Annotated in this window: 21 protein-coding genes; 17 read left to right on the top strand and 4 right to left on the bottom strand. The window is 52.6% G+C overall.

Annotated elements, in window-relative coordinates; all coding sequences use genetic code 11:
* Positions 1-232: 232 nt before the first annotated feature.
* The 5 genes from aguA to MHI42_RS15480 all read left to right on the top strand — a co-directional run bounded on the left by aguA (position 233) and on the right by MHI42_RS15480 (position 5,655).
* Complete coding sequence (aguA, locus tag MHI42_RS15500) at positions 233-1,333, top strand: agmatine deiminase (protein ID WP_342424368.1); 1,101 nt, start codon at positions 233-235, stop codon at positions 1,331-1,333.
* 254 nt (positions 1,334-1,587) lie between these two features.
* On the top strand, positions 1,588-1,977 hold the full coding sequence (locus tag MHI42_RS15495) for a GntR family transcriptional regulator (protein WP_342424367.1): 390 nt from the start codon (positions 1,588-1,590) through the stop codon (positions 1,975-1,977).
* Positions 1,970-2,872 (top strand): ABC transporter ATP-binding protein, encoded by a 903-nt coding sequence (locus MHI42_RS15490; RefSeq protein WP_342424366.1) that lies wholly within the window; start codon positions 1,970-1,972, stop codon positions 2,870-2,872. Before MHI42_RS15495 ends, MHI42_RS15490 begins: the two co-directional genes overlap by 8 nt.
* A complete protein-coding gene (locus MHI42_RS15485) occupies positions 2,847-4,853 on the top strand; it encodes a hypothetical protein (RefSeq protein WP_342424365.1) in 2,007 nt (668 codons plus the stop codon). Before MHI42_RS15490 ends, MHI42_RS15485 begins: the two co-directional genes overlap by 26 nt.
* Positions 4,854-5,133: 280 nt before the next feature.
* Positions 5,134-5,655 carry a mismatch-specific DNA-glycosylase gene (locus MHI42_RS15480; RefSeq protein ID WP_342424364.1) on the top strand — a complete coding sequence of 174 codons (522 nt, stop codon included), beginning with the start codon at positions 5,134-5,136 and terminating at the stop codon, positions 5,653-5,655.
* Positions 5,656-5,807: 152 nt separating this feature from the next.
* Here MHI42_RS15480 and MHI42_RS15475 read toward each other — a convergent pair whose 3' ends face one another.
* Positions 5,808-6,950 carry an IS4 family transposase gene (locus MHI42_RS15475; RefSeq protein ID WP_342423522.1) on the bottom strand — a complete coding sequence of 381 codons (1,143 nt, stop codon included), beginning with the start codon at positions 6,948-6,950 and terminating at the stop codon, positions 5,808-5,810.
* Between the two features lie 335 nt (positions 6,951-7,285).
* Positions 7,286-8,254, bottom strand: coding sequence for an MraY family glycosyltransferase (locus MHI42_RS15470; protein ID WP_042133899.1), 969 nt, complete (start codon positions 8,252-8,254; stop codon positions 7,286-7,288).
* Positions 8,255-8,348: 94 nt separating this feature from the next.
* On the opposite strand from MHI42_RS15470, the gene MHI42_RS15465 reads away from it, so the two are divergent.
* Together MHI42_RS15465 and MHI42_RS15460 are read left to right on the top strand one after the other, a co-directional pair.
* On the top strand, positions 8,349-9,032 hold the full coding sequence (locus MHI42_RS15465) for a YjjG family noncanonical pyrimidine nucleotidase (protein WP_342424363.1): 684 nt from the start codon (positions 8,349-8,351) through the stop codon (positions 9,030-9,032).
* Positions 9,033-9,179: 147 nt separating this feature from the next.
* Positions 9,180-9,851, top strand: a complete 672-nt coding sequence (locus MHI42_RS15460) for a hypothetical protein (RefSeq protein ID WP_340989048.1) — start codon at positions 9,180-9,182, stop codon at positions 9,849-9,851.
* Positions 9,852-10,049: 198 nt separating this feature from the next.
* Here MHI42_RS15460 and MHI42_RS15455 read toward each other — a convergent pair whose 3' ends face one another.
* Positions 10,050-11,033: a ring-cleaving dioxygenase gene (locus MHI42_RS15455; protein WP_342424362.1), complete on the bottom strand. Its 984-nt coding sequence runs from the start codon at positions 11,031-11,033 to the stop codon at positions 10,050-10,052.
* Positions 11,034-11,238: 205 nt separating this feature from the next.
* Between MHI42_RS15455 and MHI42_RS15450 the strand changes: the two genes are divergently transcribed.
* The 9 genes from MHI42_RS15450 (at position 11,239) to MHI42_RS15410 (ending at position 18,197) form a co-directional block, all read left to right on the top strand.
* Positions 11,239-12,078, top strand: coding sequence for an AAC(3) family N-acetyltransferase (locus MHI42_RS15450; RefSeq protein ID WP_342424361.1), 840 nt, complete (start codon positions 11,239-11,241; stop codon positions 12,076-12,078).
* 88 nt (positions 12,079-12,166) lie between these two features.
* A complete protein-coding gene (locus MHI42_RS15445; protein WP_042133906.1) occupies positions 12,167-13,099 on the top strand; it encodes a manganese-dependent inorganic pyrophosphatase in 933 nt (310 codons plus the stop codon).
* Positions 13,100-13,270: 171 nt separating this feature from the next.
* The gene (locus MHI42_RS15440) at positions 13,271-13,843 is read left to right on the top strand and encodes a hypothetical protein (protein ID WP_342424360.1); all 573 of its coding nucleotides are present in this window, start codon (positions 13,271-13,273) and stop codon (positions 13,841-13,843) included.
* A 30-nt stretch (positions 13,844-13,873) separates the two neighbouring features.
* A complete protein-coding gene (locus tag MHI42_RS15435) occupies positions 13,874-14,311 on the top strand; it encodes an Rrf2 family transcriptional regulator (protein WP_340989045.1) in 438 nt (145 codons plus the stop codon).
* A 119-nt stretch (positions 14,312-14,430) separates the two neighbouring features.
* Positions 14,431-15,078, top strand: coding sequence for a nitroreductase family protein (locus MHI42_RS15430; protein WP_342424359.1), 648 nt, complete (start codon positions 14,431-14,433; stop codon positions 15,076-15,078).
* A 181-nt stretch (positions 15,079-15,259) separates the two neighbouring features.
* A complete protein-coding gene (locus MHI42_RS15425) occupies positions 15,260-15,967 on the top strand; it encodes a pirin family protein (protein WP_342424358.1) in 708 nt (235 codons plus the stop codon).
* Between the two features lie 37 nt (positions 15,968-16,004).
* Positions 16,005-16,334, top strand: a complete 330-nt coding sequence (locus MHI42_RS15420) for a hypothetical protein (protein WP_076247394.1) — start codon at positions 16,005-16,007, stop codon at positions 16,332-16,334.
* 182 nt (positions 16,335-16,516) lie between these two features.
* Complete coding sequence (locus MHI42_RS15415; protein ID WP_342424753.1) at positions 16,517-17,611, top strand: Glu/Leu/Phe/Val dehydrogenase; 1,095 nt, start codon at positions 16,517-16,519, stop codon at positions 17,609-17,611.
* A 244-nt stretch (positions 17,612-17,855) separates the two neighbouring features.
* Positions 17,856-18,197: a DUF898 family protein gene (locus tag MHI42_RS15410; RefSeq protein WP_039302961.1), complete on the top strand. Its 342-nt coding sequence runs from the start codon at positions 17,856-17,858 to the stop codon at positions 18,195-18,197.
* A 133-nt stretch (positions 18,198-18,330) separates the two neighbouring features.
* Here the strand turns inward: MHI42_RS15410 and MHI42_RS15405 are convergent, their stop codons facing one another.
* Positions 18,331-19,011 carry a peptidylprolyl isomerase gene (locus tag MHI42_RS15405; RefSeq protein WP_342424752.1) on the bottom strand — a complete coding sequence of 227 codons (681 nt, stop codon included), beginning with the start codon at positions 19,009-19,011 and terminating at the stop codon, positions 18,331-18,333.
* Positions 19,012-19,226: 215 nt separating this feature from the next.
* Between MHI42_RS15405 and MHI42_RS15400 the strand changes: the two genes are divergently transcribed.
* Complete coding sequence (locus MHI42_RS15400; protein ID WP_171720545.1) at positions 19,227-20,444, top strand: MFS transporter; 1,218 nt, start codon at positions 19,227-19,229, stop codon at positions 20,442-20,444.
* Positions 20,445-20,460: the final 16 nt, after the last annotated feature.

Below are 20,460 nucleotides of genomic sequence, written 5' to 3'. Positions count from 1 at the left end.
GCGTGTCGTATCTCTACAGCTGTTTGTCTGTGCCTGGCGGAATCCCTGAAATATTATTTTTCTTATAACAACGCAAATTAACTGTTTTTGAAACTGGACAGTGATTATTTTGTTCACCAGTGTTCCGAATCGTAGCAATAAGTCCCGGCCCCGCATAAATTGGAACAGGACGAGATGCCGGGCAGCGTTCTCTGCAGTCCCCCATCCTGTTCAAGTGCCGGGAGGGATGCTTATGCCACGCAGAATTACCAGTACGCCAAGACAAGACGGCTACCGTATGCCCGGGGAATTCGAGGCGCATCAGGGGACATGGATGCTCTGGCCGACCCGGACGGACACTTGGCGGCTGGGGGCGAAGCCGGCGCAGGCTGCTTTTGCCAGAGTGGCGGCAGCGATTGCGGAGTTTGAACCTGTAACGATTGGCACCATCAGTGCCCAATATGAGCATGTCCGGGCACTTGTGCCACCGCAGGTACGTGTGGTGGAGATCTCCTCGAACGATGCGTGGATGCGGGATATCGGCCCGACCTTTGTAGTGAACAGCAGCGGCGGGGTACGGGGAATTGACTGGGGGTTCAACGCCTGGGGCGGACTGGACGGAGGGCTGTATTTTCCCTGGGATCAGGATCTGCTGGTGAAGCGGAAGGTGCTGGAGATCGAGAAGCTGGACTATTATGACCTGCGGCATTTCATCCTTGAGGGCGGAGCTGTTCACGTGGATGGAGAAGGTACGCTGATTACTACTGAGCAGTGTCTGCTGCGTAAGAACCGCAACCCTCATCTGTCCAAAAGGCAGATCGGGGGTTACTTGCGCGATACGCTGAACGTAGACAAGATTATCTGGCTGCCCAGAGGGATGAGCGATGATGAGACGGACGGGCATATTGATGAGGTGGCCGCTTTTGTGAAGCCGGGCGTAGTGGTGATGAGCTGGACGGACGACCGGGAAGATCCGCAATATGAGGTGCTGCACGAAGCCTATTCACGGCTCATCCGGCAGAGGGATGCCCGCGGGCGCAAGCTGGAGGTTCACCGGCTGCACATCCCGGAGCGGCTGATCATTACAGATGAAGAGGCGGGATGGATCGACCCGGCCAGCGGCAGCTACAGCCGTGCCTCCGGCACAACATTCGCTGCGACTTATGTGAATTTCTATATCTGCAATGGCGGAGTGGTGATGCCGGCATTCGGAGACAGGCGGGACGGGGAGGCGCTGGAGACACTCCAGCGGATATTCGCAGACCGCAAGGTGGTGCAGGTTAATACCCGCGAGATCGCCTTGGGCGGCGGGAATATCCACTGTATTACCCAGCAGCAGCCCCGGGGCTGGTAGTGTTGCGCTTGCACCTGCATCGGGCTCGAAACGGGCCGGCATATCGTTTAACCCGGGTCCTTTTGTGGCCCGGGTTCTTTTTGTGCATGGAGTGAAACTTGTTTACCCGGCCGACTCGCTGGAAAAGCGCTGGTTAAGGTTCTATCTATGCTTGTATGTTAATGATTGACATATAACTGCAACTGTATTAATAATAATAGTACAGTTAATACACCTCGACACCCTGTGAAACATCATATGAAAGGAGGACTGTCATGTTCGAACTCGATGTACGCAGCCGCAAGCCGATCTATGAACAGCTGACCGATAAGGTTAAAGAGATGATTATGCATGGTATTTTGCAGGCGGATGAACAGCTGCCTTCGGTGAGGGCTTTATCCTCGCAGCTTACGGTGAACCCCAATACGATCCAGAAAGCCTATAGGGAGCTGGAGCGGGAAGGTTACATCTATTCACTGCAGGGCAAAGGCAATTTCGTAGCCCCGCTTCAGCACGGACAGAATGAGAGTAAACGGGCAGAGCTGAAGGAAGAGCTGCTGCGGCTGATGGCGGAGGCAGTCTACCTCGGATTCACGGAGAGTGAGATGAGTGCGCTGTACCGCCAGGCGCTGGATAAGAGAAGAGAGGAGAACAGCCATGATTGAGATACGCGGAGTGAGCAAGATTTTCCAGGAAGAGAAGGCTGTTGAAGACATTTCGCTGACTGTACATAAAGGGGCCATATACGGCTTGCTGGGCTCCAATGGAGCCGGCAAAACAACGCTGCTGAAGACGCTCGCCGGCATCTATCGTCCTGAAATAGGGAGTGTCAAGATAGACGGCCAGCCGGTGTTCGAAGCTCCTGAGGTGAAGCGCAGACTGATCTTCATGCCGGACAGTCCTTATTTCTTCCCGCAGGCAACTATCAGAAGTATGGCGGCATTCTATCGTTCCATCTATCCGGAATGGAGCCAGAAGAGATACGAGGAGCTCGGGACGGCGTTCCGGCTGGATACCCGGCGCAAGCTCAGCCGTTTCTCCAAAGGAATGCAGCGCCAAGCCGCCTTCTGGCTGGCCCTCAGCTGCAAGCCGGATGTGCTGATTATGGACGAGCCGATCGACGGGCTGGACCCGGTCATGCGCAGGCAGATCAAGAATCTGCTGTTCCAGGAGGTGGCCGAGCGGGAGCTGACCGTGCTGATCTCCTCGCATAACCTGCGGGAAATCGAAGATCTATGCGACCATGTCGGCATTATGCATGAAGGCCGGATGCTGGTCGAGAAGGATCTGGATGATCTGAAGGCGGACACGCATAAGATCCAGGTGGCTTTCCGCGATGAACGCCATGCGGCGGCGCTGGAGGCCAAGCTGCAGATTCTCCACCAGGAGCAGCGGGGAAGTGTCAGCCTGTATATTGTAAAAGGCGACCGGGAGCGGATCGCCCAGGCTTTTCATGTCTACGAGCCGTATGTGTTCGATCTGCTGCCGCTGACACTGGAGGAAATCTTTATTTATGAAATGGGGGATGCCGGTTATGACGCGCAGCCGATACTTCTTTAACAGCAGCATTATCCGCCAGAACCTGCGCCAGCACGGCTGGATCGGAATTCTATATACACTGGTACTGCTATTCGTATTCCCGTTGCAGATACTCATGAACGGCTATCGTTTTACGGAGCCGATGGAGATACCTCAGCTTTTTAACATTGGGATCGATATTGCACCTTTTCTTGTTGCATTTCCTGTTGGAGCCGGTTTATTCCTGTTCCGTTATCTGCAGTCCAAAATGCCTTCCGACCTGTGGCACAGCCTGCCGCTGCGGCGCTCGCATCTGCTGGCTTCCCATACGCTGAGCGGTTTGCTCCTGCTGCTTCCGCCAGTCTGGATTACAGCTGCGGTTGGAGCTATCATCCGCCCGCTGGACGGCATCATGTATATCTACAACGCAGCCGATGTCTGGGAATGGTGCCTGACCGTCAGCCTGCTCACGCTGTTTCTATTTGTGTTCACTGTATTTGTAGGCATTTGCACGGGACAGACCATTCTCCAGGGAATCCTGGTCTTCATTCTGCTGATTCTTCCCGCTGCACTCCTGCAATTCATCGACCTGCATCTGAACAGATATCTCTACGGGTATCCGGAATGGTCCGGCTTGCAGAATATCCTGAATAACTGGGCACCGCTTCTGCGTATTATGGACCTGTCCGTTGAGACTTTAACTAGTGTGGAAACGTGGGTATATGCCATTCTATCCGCTGTGTTCATGGCGCTGTCCTTCCTGCTGTACCGTAAACGCCACGGGGAAAAAGCCGGTCAGGCTCTGGCCTTCTCCTACTTCAATCCGCTATTCAAAGCCGGTGTGATGCTGTGCAGTATGCTGCTGGCCAGCCTTTACTTCGGTACCGGGCGGAATCAGCTTGGCTGGATCATCGGCAGTGTTTTTATCGGAGGGCTGGTTGGTTACATTGTAGTAGAGATGATTATCCGTAAAACCTGGCATATTATGACCCGCAGGCTGCCGCTTGAATTCGCGGTGTACAGCGTGCTGCTGGGTCTGCTGCTCTACATTCCCGTGTCAGGGTTAACCGGGTATGAGGACAGGGTGCCACAGGTTGATAAAGTGACTGCGGTATATGCCGGAGGGAATTATGGGTACTTAACCCAGGATCCACCACAAGGGATTAACGACAATAAGGAACCGGAGGAAGAGATTCTATCCACGGATCCGCGGTACATCGAAGCTGTCACGGAGCTGCATCATGCGATTGTTACTTTGAAGCCGGATCCCCGGAATACCCCGAGTTATGATTATACGGGTAACCGGCAGTTCACCCTGGTATACAAGCTGGAGAGCGGGCGGAAGCTGATGCGGACCTACAAGGTTCCGGCCAAGGGGTTCGAGCCGGAACTGAAGGCCGTAATGGAGAATGCAGACTTTATGCGCGTGAAATATGTTCTGTCCATGCTGGACCGGAATGTAGACAGCTTCAGACTGAGTAATCTGGATAAGGCGGTCAGTATTTCTGACCGGCAGGAGGTTCAGGAGCTTAAAGAGATTCTGAAGCGGGAAGTGTTGAATATGTCCTATGAAGATCAGGTTTCCGGTCAGCTTGAGCGGGCATCCATTGAGTTAGTCGATAAACCGGATTCGACAGGTTATCAGCGCTATTATTCTTATCCGTGGTATCCTTCCTACCATGAATTGGGGGCCTGGCTGGAACAGAAGGGCTATGCTAATAAAGTTAAAGCAATAGCAAAGGACGTATTGTCGGCTGTAATTTTCAAGGATTACAACAAGGATGGAATGGCTTCAGCGCTTCGTGGCAATATTGAACGGCGTTTGAATCTGGCCCGCAACGAGGAACGTACAGTCACAGTTACAGACAAGACACTAATTGATGATATTCTGGAGCATCGTCAGAATGTCACCGGACAAGATGGCAGGTACGTGGTGAAGATAGAGTACAAAATTGGAATGACGAGTTACATCTCAATAGACGAACAAGACGTAACGCCAGCGCTAAAGGCCCTTCTACCATAGTCATCTTCTCTATTAAATTAAACCAAAGTCAGACTAATGCCCCCGTATCCGGTGATGTTTCCCGGGCGGGGGCATTTTTCTACCGCATCCATGGAATGAACAGCGGTTGAGACTAATGATTTCGGGATGACTGCTCTTGTTTCCGCCCGAAGCGTGTCGGGAGAGGAAATGAGGTGCGGAGAATGAGGCGCTTGCGTGTCTTAAGCCTCTGCTTGGGTTATGCTTATATAAAGTAAGCATAATGACTCACATGGAGCTGCCGGGTAAGGAGGGAACTTTAATGGAAGAGGTACCGGATCATCTGGATCATGGATTGCAGATTGTGTTCATAGGATTTAACCCCAGCATCCGATCAGGAGAGCTGGGCCATCATTACGCCAATCCGCGCAATAACTTCTGGCGCATCCTGCATAAGTCCGGTCTGACGCCGCGGCTGTATGATGCCTCGGAGGACGGCGAATTGCTGAAGCTGGGCTACGGGTTCACTAACATTGTCGCCCGCCCCACGGTAGGCGCTGAAGATATTGCCCGGGAGGAATACACGCAGGGCCGGGAGCTGCTCCGGGCCAAGCTGGAGCAATACCGTCCGGAGATCGCCTGCTTTGTCGGCAAAGGCGTATACACGGAATTCAGCCGCAGAACCAAAGCGGACTGGGGATTTCAGGAGGGTGTGACTCCGGTGGTGGATGGAGTGCGGGAGTTTGTCGCGCCTTCGTCCAGCGGACTCGTCCGTATGCCAATGCCGGAGATCGTGGATATTTACCGGCGTCTGCATGATTTTACGGAAGAGAAGGAGACTTGAGGCAAGGGCCGCCATATACTTGATTCGTAGTTTCCGCAGAATGGGGACTTCTGAGGAAGCCCTGTAGACCTGAAAGTTGTACGTTGTGCAACTTTGATTCATTGAGAGCCAGGTATTCAGGCGGATTGTTGTATGAAATACAGGCGTGTTGATTACCCAGATACTGGATTGATTAATTCACAGAAATCTCCAGTATTTCTCCGGAGCAAATCAAACTGAACCTGCCACTCGACCGGAAGATTCTGGTTCTGCAGGAACTGCATAAATTCCAAGAAAGTAAGCTTTACGAAGCAAGGGACTTTGTCTTTCATTACGTCAAACAACCACTTTAAAAGAACATAGACCATGAACGCCGCAAACAACTGATTGTAGACCGAATTCTTTGTTTTTCCAAACAATTTAGGTACATTGAGATGCTGCTTGATCCAGCGGAAAAAGACTTCAATTTGCCAACGGGCTTTGTAGATTTCGGCAATGACTTCCGGGGACTCTTCTCTTAAATCGGTGACCACTCGGACCACTTGGTTACGGTCATTTTTGAATTCAACCACACGTTGACGCTCCGCAGAACGGCACTTTCCTTGGCCGATATTGCAGATGATATCTCGTACAATCTTGGGATCTCCTTGGAGTTGGCAGGTGTGTATTTCCGGTTCGACTAAGTGTAGATTGTCTTTAAGCCGAATCACAAAGGACTGGCCTATGGACACATAATGATCCAATCTCCCGATTTTCCCATAGGCCCGGTCCTGTACTATAATATAGTCTGGATTTGCCAATACTTCGCCTAACGGAGCGTCGTGGCGTCTGGCGATCGTTTCTTCCACCTGAAGGGGAGACTGCTGAGCATAGGAGAAGGCCGTGTGCATTTTGAGGCCCCCTCTGTGCTTTTTGTATTTCGCAAAGGACAGTTGATGGTTGGATGCCGTGATCGTCGTAGAGTCGATTAGTAATAAATCTTTGGGAAGATTCAGGTGACGCCGGGTTTCGCGATTACATTTTTTCACCAGGAGTCGAAAGACTCGTTTAAAGATCTCATAGGGAACCTCGCCGGCTTTTTTCGAGAGGGTTGAGTAGTGAACAGGAACTAAATCATGGGTTGGAGCTAGCCTTGCACACTCACGAAAACCGTCCCATTTCAGATAACTGGCTTGGGCGAGATAGTGCAGCATGGTATACACCGTGAATTTAGTTGCAGTGTCCGTATAGTCTTTCTCTTGCCCGGTTAGTTCGGCTACTTCTTCTTGGGTTAAAACTTGTTTAAATACAGCTAAGAATGGGTTATTCTTGTTCATGAGGTCGCCTCATTTCGGTTTGGTTTGGTCGTACTTACCATTACCCGAAATGGCGGCCTTTTTCGTCCCTTTTTTTGGGAAATCAACACGCCTGTATGAAATACAAGAATAATCCTGCTAAGCCGCTTGAGAAAGGCGAAATCATGCCTTTTGTACAACAATTCTGGATTTAGGCTGATAGGATGAAGGGAATGTTGTATTATGGGCAGGATTTTATAAAAAGTCACCAGATCTTTGCCCCGGAAAGCGGATAAGCGTATAAGCGGATTAATCGAACAATTGCAGTGAACTGCGCCTAAAACAAAAGCCCCCTCGAACCGAGGGGGCTTAAACACTTAGATCTGAATCAGCAGCAGAATGATGGATGATAACGACAGGCAGACGCTGACCAGATACAGCACAGCAACGACCTGTTTCTGGTTCAGGCCGGCTTTGAGCAGGCGGTAATGAACCTGGGTGGCGTCGGCCTGATAGATGGCCTGGCCCTTGAGGAACCTTTTGACGACAACAAAAATATTATCAAAGATCGGCACGCCAAGCGCAAGAATGGGGATGCACAGCGACAGCACCGTTGCCTGCTTGAAGGCACCGTCGAGCGCAATCACGGCCAGAATGAAGCCGAGGAAGGTGGCGCCGGCGTCACCCATGAAGATTTTGGCGGGAGCTTTGTTGTAGCGCAGATACGCGACTGTGACCCCGATTAGCGACATCGCCATGATGGCCGATGAGGATTGTCCCATGGTAATGGCGACTACGAACAGGGTTACTGCCGAGATCGCCGTCAGTCCTCCGGCCAGGCCATCCATGCCGTCAGAGAAATTAATCACCGTGGTGACGCCGAAGATCCAGATAATCGTCAGCAGGAACTGCAGAATGAACGGCAGTGAGATATAATCTCCTGAGAAGGGATTGATGAATCCCGTGAAGGCATTGCCTGAGAAAAAGACGAGAATCGCTGCGGCGATCTGAACAATGAATTTCGGAAGCGCCGGAAAGTCCTTGCCTTTGGTTTTGTACCAGTCATCAATGGTTCCTATAGTCAGCAGCAGCACGCCACCGATGAACAGGGCCAGCGTCTCCAGTGAGAAGTCCCGGGCAAACAGCAGATATGTAATAAAGAAGCCTACGAATATGGCATAGCTGGCCGTGAGCGGAATCGGCTCCCTATGTATTTTGCGTTCTACATCTTCTCTGGGCCTGTCCACAAAATCAAGGCGGAAAGCGAGCTTACCAAGAGGGGGAATCAGCAGATAAACGATAAAAAATGACACGAGAAACGCTAAAACGTATAAAATGACAATCACCCCGTTGATTTATTTAGGCTGGTCTGTGTAAATTATATCGCAGAAGGTTATACGTTGTCGAACCGGCAAACGAGATGGAGGGAAATATTGAAAGATGAAATACGAAGTGATTTTATTTGATGCCGATGATACGCTGTTTGATTACGGGATGGCGGAGAGCCATGCCTTGTACCACGCCTTTGCCCATTTCGGGCTGCCGACAGGGGCAGAGGACTATGCGGCCAGCTACAAAGCAATTAACCATTCACTGTGGAAGGACTTCGAACAGGGGCGGATTACCTCTGCCGCGCTGCGGGTGGAGCGGTTCAACCGGCTGTTTGCCGCGCATAGTCTTGAGCTTAAGCCGGATGAATTCAGCGAAGCTTATCTGCGGTTCCTCGGCGAGGGCACGTTCCTGATTCAAGGGGCGGTAGAGCTGTGCGGAGAACTTGCCGGAAGCAGGCTGGCCATTATTACCAACGGAATCAAGGATGTGCAGCAATCCAGAATCAAGGGTTCGCCGCTGAGCGAGGTGTTCGAGGCGATTATTATCTCTGAGGAGACCGGGTATCAGAAGCCGGAGACGGGGATTTTTGATTATGCTTTTGAGCGGCTTGGTATTTCTGATAAAAGTAAGGTGCTGATTGTCGGTGACTCCCTGACCTCGGATATTCAGGGCGGGATCAATTATGGCATCGATACCTGCTGGTTCAATCCGCTGGAGAAGCCGGGAGATCCGGGTGTGCTGCCTACATATGAAATCCGCAGTTTAGATGAGCTGCTGGAGATTGTGCGCTAGGGTGAGGTTTGTGTCAGTCGGGTGAAGCGGAGCGCTAATCCGGCTTGAACTTGGCTTCCGGCAGGTTGAAAGATTCTCCCCTGTGTTAAATATATAAGGACGCTATATATATCCAATATTGATAACAACATACGGGAGAGGATTACTATGAATAAAAAATGGCTGATTGCCGCCGTTGTCACCGGACTTACGGTAACCGGCTCGGCAGGAGTCTATGCAGGCGCCAAGCTGCAGCAGATCAAAGCCTATCTCAACCACAGTCTCGGGATTGTGGTGGATGGCACTCCTTACTGGCTGAAGGACGGCAACGGCAAAACTCTAACGCCAATCACCTACGAAGGCACCACTTACCTGCCCATCCGTTCGATCGCGGATGCGCTGGATGTGCCGATAACTTATGATGCCGCGAATTATAAAGTGCGGATCGGTACCGGCAGCGAGGTTGCCCCTTCACCGGGAACCTCCGCCGGCGGCGGGACTACAGCTCCGGTAGAGGGTACTGCCCGGCCGGTTAATCTGCCGAAGGATTTCCCGATTCCGGCCGATGCCCTGATTGCGACTACCCTTGATACGGATGCTAACGGCGTGAAAAAGGTAGCCTTCAGCTACTCCACGCAGGAAACGCTGGACATGATGGGATTCGTATACAGTGAATATGTGCGGATTAAGCGGCTTGATAATGCCTCTGAGACCGTATCCGCCAGCACGGTCAAAATTACCGGCAGACTCGGCGGTACGAGTCCGGTATCGATCACTGGTAAAGCTTCGACTGCCCGGCCGGGCTTCAATATCTTCACCGTTACCTGGTCAGAGAGCTGACGGAGTAAGGATGCCGTCTCACAGCCGTATACAGACCCAAAACTCCGGACCGCTTGTCGGCCCGGAGTTTTTGCTGGGGTGCTGCAGATTTAGGCGCTGCCTGGTACACGGACTTCTGCACCCGGAGACCCTGATTGTCCGCTGTCCGTGGGTCGTCTGAGCAGGATAGATGCTGTGCCCGCCAGCCGGGCAGACGCCTTAAGCCTGCTGCCGGGTATCCAGCGGCTTCAAATGGGCTTCGATCTGTTCACGTTTCGACTCCAGGAACGGCGGCAGGGCCAGTGATTCCCCGAGATGCTCCACCTCTTCATCGGTGGCGAAGCCCGGACCATCCGTAGCCAGCTCGAACAGGATTCCATTAGGCTCGCGGAAGTACAGTGAGCGGAAGTAGAAGCGGTCAACGAATCCGGAATTGGGCAGCTGTACGGTGCGGATACGTTCAATCCACAGCTTGAGCTCTTCTTCGTTATCCACGCGGAAGGCGACATGGTGTACACCGCCCCGTCCGAGGCGCTCCTGCGGCAGATCCTTGCGTTCCTCCAGATGAATCTCCGTGCCGGACCCGCCTTCTCCGGTCTCGAACACGATGACATCCGGCTGTCCGGTTACCGGCGAAGGATAAGTGCCCGCGCGGCGGAAGCCGAGCAGATCTTCCAGAATCAGTGCCGTATGTTCGGCAGTCTCCACTGTGAGATGTGCCGGGCCCAGTCCAACAATGGCATATTCCGCCGGTACGGGGCTCTTGTCCCAGGGCTTGCCGCCGGCCATGCCCTGATTATGCTCATCCGAGACGAGGATGAGGCGCTGTCCCTCGTGGTCGGTGAAGGCCAGCGTCTTGCGGCCGCCGCGTTCGGTAATCTCATCGTGCTCTACACCAAACACCGTGAACCGCTGGGTCCAGAAGAGCAGCGCATCATCACTTGGTACACGGAGTGAAAGTGCAGAGATGCTGTTGTTGCCGTCGCGGTTGCGTCCGGCGTTCGGCAGCTCGAAGAAGGTGAGCTCCGTGCCCGGATTCCCGCTCTCATCACCATAGAACAGGTGGTAGACAGAGACATCATCCTGGTTTACTGTTTTTTTGATCAGGCGGAGTCCGAGCACTTCTGTATAGAATTTGTAGTTCTCCGGTGCTTTGGCTGTAATGGCGGATACATGATGAAGCCCTTTTAATGTTAAACTCATGGGAAGACCTCCTAATAAAGTTATGCCGCTGCGAAAGCAGCAACTATAGTTTGTGACCTTAAGCGGATATATTTGAACGTGCCGGATACTTAATGAGTATTTTTAAGTTACTATAATTTTAATAGTTAATTAAGAGAAATGCAAGGTGTATTTTGTATTTTCATATTTAGTGTCCTATTTAGTATCCAAGAAAGCGGGGGTAAACATGCATACCCAATCAAGTCTGCTGCAGCAGCTGGAGAACCTGCGAATCGATCCGCGCGGAACGCTGCTGGTCCATTCCTCCTATAAAAGCATCGGTGAAGTAGAAGGAGGGGCAGACACCGTTCTGGATGCGCTCTCCGAATATATGAAGGAAGGGCTGCTGGTCCTGCCGGCACATACGTGGTCATATATTAACGGGGCGAATCCGAGGTTCTCTGTTCTGGAGTCACCCGTCTGTGTCGGCATCCTGCCGGAGCTGTTCCGTAAGCGGCCGGGTGTGATCCGCTCCTGGCATCCGACCCACTCTGTAGCTGCGCTTGGAGCGGACGCGGCGGCCTTCACTGCCGGAGACCAGCGCTGGGATACGCCCTGCGCGCGCGGCTCGGTCTACGGCAAGCTGCTGGACCGCGAGGCAGAGATTATGCTGCTGGGTGTGGATCTGCGGAGGAATACCTTCATCCATGGCATTGAAGAGTGGGTGGATATCCCCGGCAGAATGACGGACGGGCATGAACTGCTCTACACTGTGACACCTGAAGCGGAGGAAATCGCTGTTCCTTCACGCAGACATTCCGGGCTGTCATGGTCGCAGCATTTCTGGAAAGTGGAGCCTGTGCTGGAGGAAGGCGGCGCTCTGCGCCGGGGCAGCTTCGGGGATGCCGGAGTCATGATCTGCGGAACCGTGGAGACCACGGATATCCTGAGCCGCATGCTGGCGGACAATCCGGATTTGTTCTCGGACAATGAACCGCTAAGCGGAGGGGATGTGCCTGAAGCATTACCCAAGACGAAGCCGGGAATTCCGCAGCACCGGCCAGCCCGGGAGCGCTCCCGCCCTTAATCCGGGGCCGGGTATCTGTTCATTCTGGCAAGGCTCTATCAATGTATGGTATATTATTCTCACAAAAAACATAGTAAGGAGATTGGAAATGACAAAAACTTTGATCTTTGGACACAAAAACCCGGATACAGATACCATCTGTTCAGCAATTGCTTATGCAGCACTCAAGAAGGAACTGGGCTGGGATGCCGAGCCGGTCCGGCTGGGAGAAGTCAGCGGCGAAACCCAATATGCGCTTGATCACTTCGGGGTACCGGCACCGCGCCACGTGGAGAATGTTGCCGCTGAAGCGAAGCAGGTTATTCTCGTTGACCATAACGAACGCCAGCAAAGTGCGAATGATATCGATCAGGTCCGTGTGGTTGAAGTTATCGACCATCACCGGATTGCCAACTTTGAAACCGCTCATCCGCTGTACTATCGTGCAGAGCCGGTAGGTTGTACTGCAACAATCCTGAATAAGCTGTACAAAGAGAATGGTGTAGCTATTCCAAAGGACATCGCCGGTCTGATGCTCTCCGCTATCATTTCCGACTCCCTGCTGTTCAAATCGCCGACCTGCACAGATGAAGATGTTGCCGCTGCCCGTGAGCTGGCTGACATTGCTGGTGTAGACGCTGACAGCTATGGCCTTGCCATGCTCAAAGCGGGTGCGGACCTAAGCGACAAGAGTATTGCCCAGCTGATCTCCCTGGATGCCAAGGAATTCAAAATGGGTGAATACAAAGTGGAGATCGCCCAGGTCAATGCTGTAGATGTGAACGATGTGCTCTCCAAGCAGGCGGAGCTGGAAACAGCCCTTACCGCGATTATCGACGACAAGGGACTTGATCTGTTCCTGTTCGTAGTTACCGATATCCTGAACAACGATTCGGTTGGACTGGCATTGGGCCGCGTGGCCGGTGCCGTGGAGCAGGCTTACAATGTGAAGCTGGACGACAACAAAGCAGTGCTGAAGGGTGTAGTTTCCCGCAAATCACAGATCGTACCGGTGCTGACCGAAACGATTGCCAAGCTGTAACAGGCACGCCAGGAACTCATCCGGAACAGTGAATTATCCATAATTTTACATAAAGCCGGCTGCAGCATTCTTAACAGGATGAAGCAACCGGTTTTATTTTACAATTGACAGCAACTCCTTCCGGTTTGGCGGGTATAATCAGCATAGGAATATTTGAGGGGGACGTAAAAGATGGGGAAGATGCGTAAGCTGGCGGTTTCCACACTTGGACTGATGATTATCTCAGGAGGAACTTTGCTGTATGCTGCTGCGGGCAAAACGGATCTCTCTGTATACATAAATAACGTGCTTCAAAAGCAGCCGGGGATATCATCGGAAGGCCAGACCTATGTGCCGCTGGACCAGCTTCCTGACAATATGCATGCGATCCTGTCTCTGGACGAGTCGGCGGGGACGGTCCGTATCTATAAGCCCAATGTGAACACGGTGCTGCTTGATGAAAAGGGTACCATTTTCGGCAAAGTAAGAACCGCGTCCAGCAGTACATTCTACACCCTGGTGCAGGTGGATCAGCTGAAAACGGATGTTTCCGATTTGAAAATAACAATTACTGACCCGGCCGGCAAAACGGATACCGTGGACAATCAGCAGATTACGGAGAAGAAGGAGAGCTTCTGGTTCAAGTCGGCGGCGTATAATTACACCTTCACGGAGAAGGGCGGCTATACGATCCAGGTCTATTTGAAAGACACTGCATCCAAGAAATGGTTCATCGTTTCCGAACTGCAGATATCGACCACTTAAGGTCTTCATCATGAAGGAGGAGCGGGGAATATGGCAAAAACACGAAACAGCGGAGCTCCCCAATATAAGTCGTTTGGTCTTGTGCTGCAGGCATTGGTGATTCTCGCGAAAAAAGGCAGTACCTGTTCCAGCTGCGAAATCGCCGGATTGCTGTCGTCTGAAGCCACACTGTTGAGGCGCCTTATGGCTAATCTGACCCGTGAGCAGATTCTGGTAACCCGCGAGGGGCGTGACGGAGGATATCTGCTTAACCGGGCGCCGGAAGAGTTGACGCTTGCTGAGATTTATCAGGCTATGGAGGCAGGAGAAGGACGCGATAATGGTCATAGTGATACAATATGTGTAAATGCATTGGGGACACAAATGAAGGTAGCCTATGGTGAATTGCTGGACGAGCTGGACCAGAGTGCGCTAAGAGTTCTGGAACGTTATACGCTGGCCGATATGGTGCGCAAAACGGAAGATTGACAGGGTGCTTTTTTTTGAATTATACTGTGCGTAATATTATACAGTTAAACGCAGCTCTAGAATACAGCGGTTGATGAAGTGCTTATTTGGATCAGGAAGAGGAAGAGGAGGATGAGCGTATGTCAGCAGAACTGAAGGTAGAACAGGAATTCGGCAAGGTGATTCGCGATAGGCATTCTGTGCGGAAATACGATCCATCCTGGACAATATCCGATGCGGAGATTAAGGAGATCCTCGAAGAGGCGATTCTGGCCCCGTCTTCGTCCAATCTGCAGCCTTGGCGGTTCATTGTTATTACCGACCCGGACGTGAAGGCACAGCTCCTGCCGATCGCCCATAACCAGGCACAGATTACCGAATCCTCAGCAACGATAGCCGTGCTTGGCGATCTTGAGGCGTACCGCAATGCGGAGACCATCTATCAGTACGCAGAGGCAGCCGGATATGTCACAGCAGAAATAGGCGCGGCTATGGCCAAAAGAAGTTATGACGGTTATTCCGGCATGCCTGCTGAGAGGCTGAAGGATATTGCGCTGATAGACGGCGGGCTGATCTCCATGCAGCTTATGCTGGCAGCCAAAGCGAGAGGTTATGATACCGTGCCTATGGGCGGATTCGTTCACGACAGCTTTAAGGAGCTGTTCGGGATTACGGAGCGTTATGTGCCGGTGATGCTCATTGCGCTGGGCAAGGCAGAAGTAGAAGGACGGCCGACAGCCAGACTTCCGCTGGAAGCAGTTACGCACTGGAACGCTTTTCAGGCCTAATTCTGAAGGACTCAAGCTTCACACTATATTACTGTACCTGCTGTTTTCTGAAGAAACGGATGCCGCCCCAAGGGCCGGTGCCCGTTTCTTCTTGTTTGCGGAGCTTTCTGATACACTGAAGATATTGAACGCATGAACTTAAGTTAAGACAGACAATAACAGCCTTTAGGAGGAGATCACATTGATTACAGTATATCCTGCAGAGTCTGCACACCGGTTCGATCACGGCTGGCTGAAGGGCAGTCATGTCTTCTCGTTTGGCGATTTCTATGATCCTGACAATACAGCTTTCGGCCCGATGCGGGTCTGCAACGACGATACCATCTCTCCGGGAAGAGGCTTCGGTGCCCATCCGCACAGTGACATGGAGATTGTTTCCATTGTGCTGTCCGGCGTGCTGCGCCATGAGGATAACCTGGGCAATGTGGCGGAGACTTCCTTTGGCGGTATTCAGCGGATGTCAGCCGGAACAGGTGCCATTCATACGGAACATAACCCTTCAGACAGCGAGCCGGTGCGGCTGCTGCAGCTGTGGTTCATGCCGCGTACACGGGGCACGGCTCCTTCCTACGCGACAGGCCGCTTCGATCCGGCGAAGCTGGATGGAAGACTGCTTCCGGTAGTGGCGGCTGAAGCCTCGGCGGAGGTCGTCGGCATTGCCCAGGATATGACCATCTATCTGGGCAGAGCGCAGACCGGCGGGCTGCTTGATTTCCGGCAGGAGCCGGGCCGGAGGATCTTCGTCTATTTAATCGGGGGACAAATTACGCTGAATGGGGACGCTGTGCTCAGGCCGGGAGATTCTGCCCGGATTGAGGCGGTCAGCCAGCTCGCGCTGCAGGCAGACAAGGATACGGATACGCTTGTCATGCTGATTGATCTGCCTTGAATAAGGCTTGAACCCATATTTGGAGGAGGAATCCCTAATGGCAGAGCAGGAAAGAGTGCTGGTGAAGCATTCCGTAACGGGGCGCATGCTGATCAGCAGTACAGATGGCATAGGCTATACCTTTGATGAGCAGGGCGGGCTAACCGTGATTACCCTAACCGGAGTTCCGGCTGATAAGGGGGCGGCAGTTGCCGAACTCAAGGCTGAGCTGAATGTATTCCGTTTCGAGGAACCGGCTGGCGGGCCAGTGATTAAGCACTGGTATTACGTAGGTGATCATCCTGTAGTATATGATGCGGCCACGGGCCGTCTGACGATAGCTGTGCAATCCGAGATCGAATACCGGCCGGACCAATACTGGGAATAAAGCTGCAAAGACATCAATCTGACTCTCTAACGCTTCGCGTGAGGTTGATGTCTGTTGCTTGCTGGATTTTGCTGAAAAAAGCTGAAAATGAAACAAAAGATATTGACAACATGTCCTGAAAGGTCTAGCTTTGTTATGAAACGTAACATGTACATAAAGTGGAGACAGGAGAAATGAATCTAATGGAATTGTTTGCGGCAATGGAGCGGGACGACTACGAGGAAGTGCTGTTTTGTCAGGATAAGGCATCAGGCTTGAAGGCAATCATTGCTATTCATGACACAACACTGGGTCCCGCACTGGGTGGAACGAGAATGTGGACTTATGCTACAGAGGAAGAGGCGGTTGTGGACGCACTCCGGCTGGCCAAGGGCATGACGTATAAGAATGCAGTTGCCGGGCTGAATCTGGGCGGCGGCAAGACGGTGATTATCGGGGATCCCAAAAAAGATAAAAATGAGGCGATGTTCCGCGCCTTCGGCAGATACATACAGGGCTTGAACGGCCGTTATATTACAGCTGAGGATGTAGGCACTACGGAAGAGGATATGGACATCATCCATCAGGAGACGGATTTCGTCACCGGCATCTCGGCTACCTACGGTTCATCCGGCAACCCTTCACCGGCTACAGCTTTCGGGGTATACCGGGGAATGAAGGCAGCGGCCAAGGCGGCATTCGGCAGTGATTCACTGAACGGCAGAACCGTTGCCGTGCAGGGTGTCGGCAATGTATCCTTCACGCTGTGCAAATATCTTCACGAGGAAGGCGCACGCCTGATCGTCACAGATATTAATAAGGAGGCTGTCAGCCGGGCAGTAGAGGCTTACGGGGCTACAGCGGTGGACCCGGGCGAGATTATTCAGGCGGAGTGTGACATCTACGCGCCGTGCGCACTCGGTGCGACCATTAATGATGAATCCCTGCCGCTGCTGAGAGCCAAGGTTGTGGCGGGAGCCGCTAACAATCAGCTTAAAGAACCGCGCCACGGGGATGCCCTGCATGAGATGGGGATTGTCTACGCCCCGGACTATGTCATTAATGCCGGCGGTGTAATCAATATCGCCGACGAGCTGAACGGCTATAACAAGGAACGGGCGTTCAAGCAAATCGCCAAAATCTACGACAGCATCACCCGCGTGCTGGAAATCTCCCAGCTGAGCGGAATTCCAGCTTACGCTGCAGCGGATCAGCTCGCAGAGGAGCGGATCTCGCTGCTGCGTAACAGCCGCAGTACCTTCCTGCGCAACGGGCAGCATGCCCTTAGCAGAAGATAAGGTGAGCAGCCGAGGCGGGAGCGGTGATCCCGCTGCATAATCCGGGTTGCGTTGAATCTGTACATGAACGGCCCTGTTCCGCTAATCGGCGGTGAACAGGGCCGTTTCTTTGGATGTATAGCAGATCATTCGACAATTCGTTTGCTATTTCATGCAGGATAGTGAGAAATGTAGCAGTAGCCGGCTTGGATAATAAGGAAAATAGAACCAGGGAAGATCTTGCAGGATTGAAAGGTGGAGACACATGGCAGCGGTGAATATGAATGCGGCAATGAATTACGGAAGCAGGGAGTCTTACTTTGACGGGACACTTATCGAGTATATTGGCTGGTGCCTGGCAGGCTGGCTGGTTACGGTCTGCACCCTCGGAATTTGCTATCCTTGGTCTGTGGTGATGATCTACCGCTGGAAGGTGGAGCATACCGTAGTTAACGGGCAGCGTCTGCGGTTTGACGGCAGTGCCGTAAGCTTGTTCGGACAATGGATCAAGTGGTTCCTGTTGTCATTAATAACGCTCGGCATCTACAGCTTCTGGGTAAGAATCAAGCTGGAGCAGTGGAGAACGAAGAATACTCATTTCCAATAATCCGCTGCATGATTTAAGAATACGGTTTATAGAGCAAGAGCCATCGTCCGTAACCGGAGGATGGCTCTTGCTTTGCTCTACTTGGTACTTCCGCTGCTGGAAGGGCGGCAGCGGAGTACGGGATGAATAGCGGTTATTGCACCTTTTGCGGCTCCGGGTAAGTAACGCCGAGGGTATCGACCGTAACCTTCTTCATCACCGGCGGCTGTTCAGGGCGGTCATTAGCATCACGCGGCAGGTTGACGATATCCTGCACGGCTTCCAGTCCTTCGGTAACCTTACCGAAAGCGGCATAGCTGCCGTCAAGGCTCGGATAAGCGGCGGCCATGATGAAGAACTGCGAGCCTCCGGAGTTCATATCCTGACTTCTGGCCATGGATAGAACACCTTCAGTATGCAGCAAATTATTGGTGAATCCATTGGCGGAGAACTCTCCGGCGATACTGTAGTCCGGACCGCCCATACCTGTACCGTCAGGGTCGCCGCCCTGAATCATGAAGCCGGGAATGACCCGGTGGAAGATGGTTCCGTCATAGAAGCCCTTCTGGATCAGCGAAATGAAGTTGTTAACCGTGCCCGGGGCAACCTCGGGATACAACTCAGCCTTGATAATGGCGCCGTTATCCATTTCAATTGTAACCACCGGATGGCTGGCTGTGGCTGAAGGTACGCCTTCCGTAGCTGCAGCAGCATTATCCTGTGGCGCCGTAGTAGCCTCGCTGCCGGCGGTAGTACTGTTTCCATTTCCGGCAGCAGCATTATTGTTCACAGGCTTGTTGCCGCAGCCCGCCAGAATCACGAGCATCAGACACATCACCGCCAGCAGGATGACGGGTTTTCTAGTAGTAAGCTTCACGTACAAATCTCTCCTTTTATCTTTGAATAATAGGGTGCAGTCTCCCTAGTATCATACCTTCTTTGTCCCGCTTCATGCAAAGCCTGCTCCTCCGGCCGGGATTGGCACATTCTTCAAAGAGGGGTAGAATGGGAGAAGTGCTTCCAAAAAAACGCTGAAGGGATGTGTACAGCATGAGTTTTTCATGGAAGCGGAACCTGATCGTGCTCTGGGTAGGGGTTTTCTTTTGCAGTACGGCATATTCGATCTCGATTCCGTTCCTCTCAATTTTTCTTAGCGACCAGTTAGGTGTTACAAGCCATTTGGAGATATGGTCTGGGGTCAGCTTCGGCATTACGTTTCTGGCCAGCGCGCTAATCTCGCCTTATTGGGGTTCACTTGCCGACAAATACGGCCGCAAGCCGATGCTTATCCGTTCGGGCTTCAGCCTGGCGGCCCTGTATCTGATTAATTTCTTCGTGCATGATCCTTATGTATTCTTGGTCGTGCGGATTCTGCAGGGACTGCTCGCAGGGTTCGTTCCGGCAGCAATTGCTATGGTAGCGACCAACACACCGGAGGATAAGACAGGCTATGCGCTTAGCATCATGTCTACAGCCGGAGCCACCGGCAGCATCATCGGGCCGCTTATCGGCGGCGTAGTCAGCTATTATTCCAGCAACCGTGTTGCGTTCCTGTTCTCGGCTGTTATTGTGCTGGTCTCCGCGCTGATCGCTACCTTCTTCGCCAAGGAAGAGAACTTCGACCGTTCTGCCCCGCGTTCCAGGGTAAGGGATGATATCCGTGAAGCCGGCCAGAACCGGGCATTTATCACCCTGCTTCTGCTTGCGGGCATCAGTACCTTCTCCGTCATGATTCTGGAGCCGCTGCTGCCGATCTATCTGCTGGACATGGGGATTTCGCGCAGCAGCGCCTCGCTTAGCTCCGGAATCGTTTTCTCGGCAGTCGGTATCGCTACCGTAATTATGGCACCGCAGTGGGGAAGAATCGGCAGCCGCAAAGGCTATGGCTTTATTCTCTTCATCGGTCTGATTGGCGGAGGAATCGGGAATATTCTGCAGTATTTTGTATCAGGTTATGTAGAGTTTGCTATTCTGCGGTTTGCCTACGGCCTCTTCTATGCCGGTGTGCTTCCTTCCGTTAACGCGATGATAGTCCAGGTCATTGAACCGGGATTTCGCGGACGGGCCTTCGGGCTGAATCAGGCGGCCAGCCAGCTGGCAACGATGGCGGGACCGATTATCGGCGGTCTGCTCGGAGCCTTCCTGCCGATCCGCTGGGTATTTGTCATTAACGGCGTCATGCTGCTTGTAGCGGCTGTACTCGTGAAGACCCACAAGCTGGAATCGAAGGTGAATGCTGCCCACGCGGGAATCCAGGTGACACCCTGAGAATGAACTGCTGCCG

It is taken from the genome of Paenibacillus sp. FSL E2-0178 (genome assembly GCF_038593005.1).
GTDB lineage: Bacteria > Bacillota > Bacilli > Paenibacillales > Paenibacillaceae > Paenibacillus_AQ > Paenibacillus_AQ phytohabitans.
This window is presented reverse-complemented; position numbering and strand designations above follow the sequence as displayed.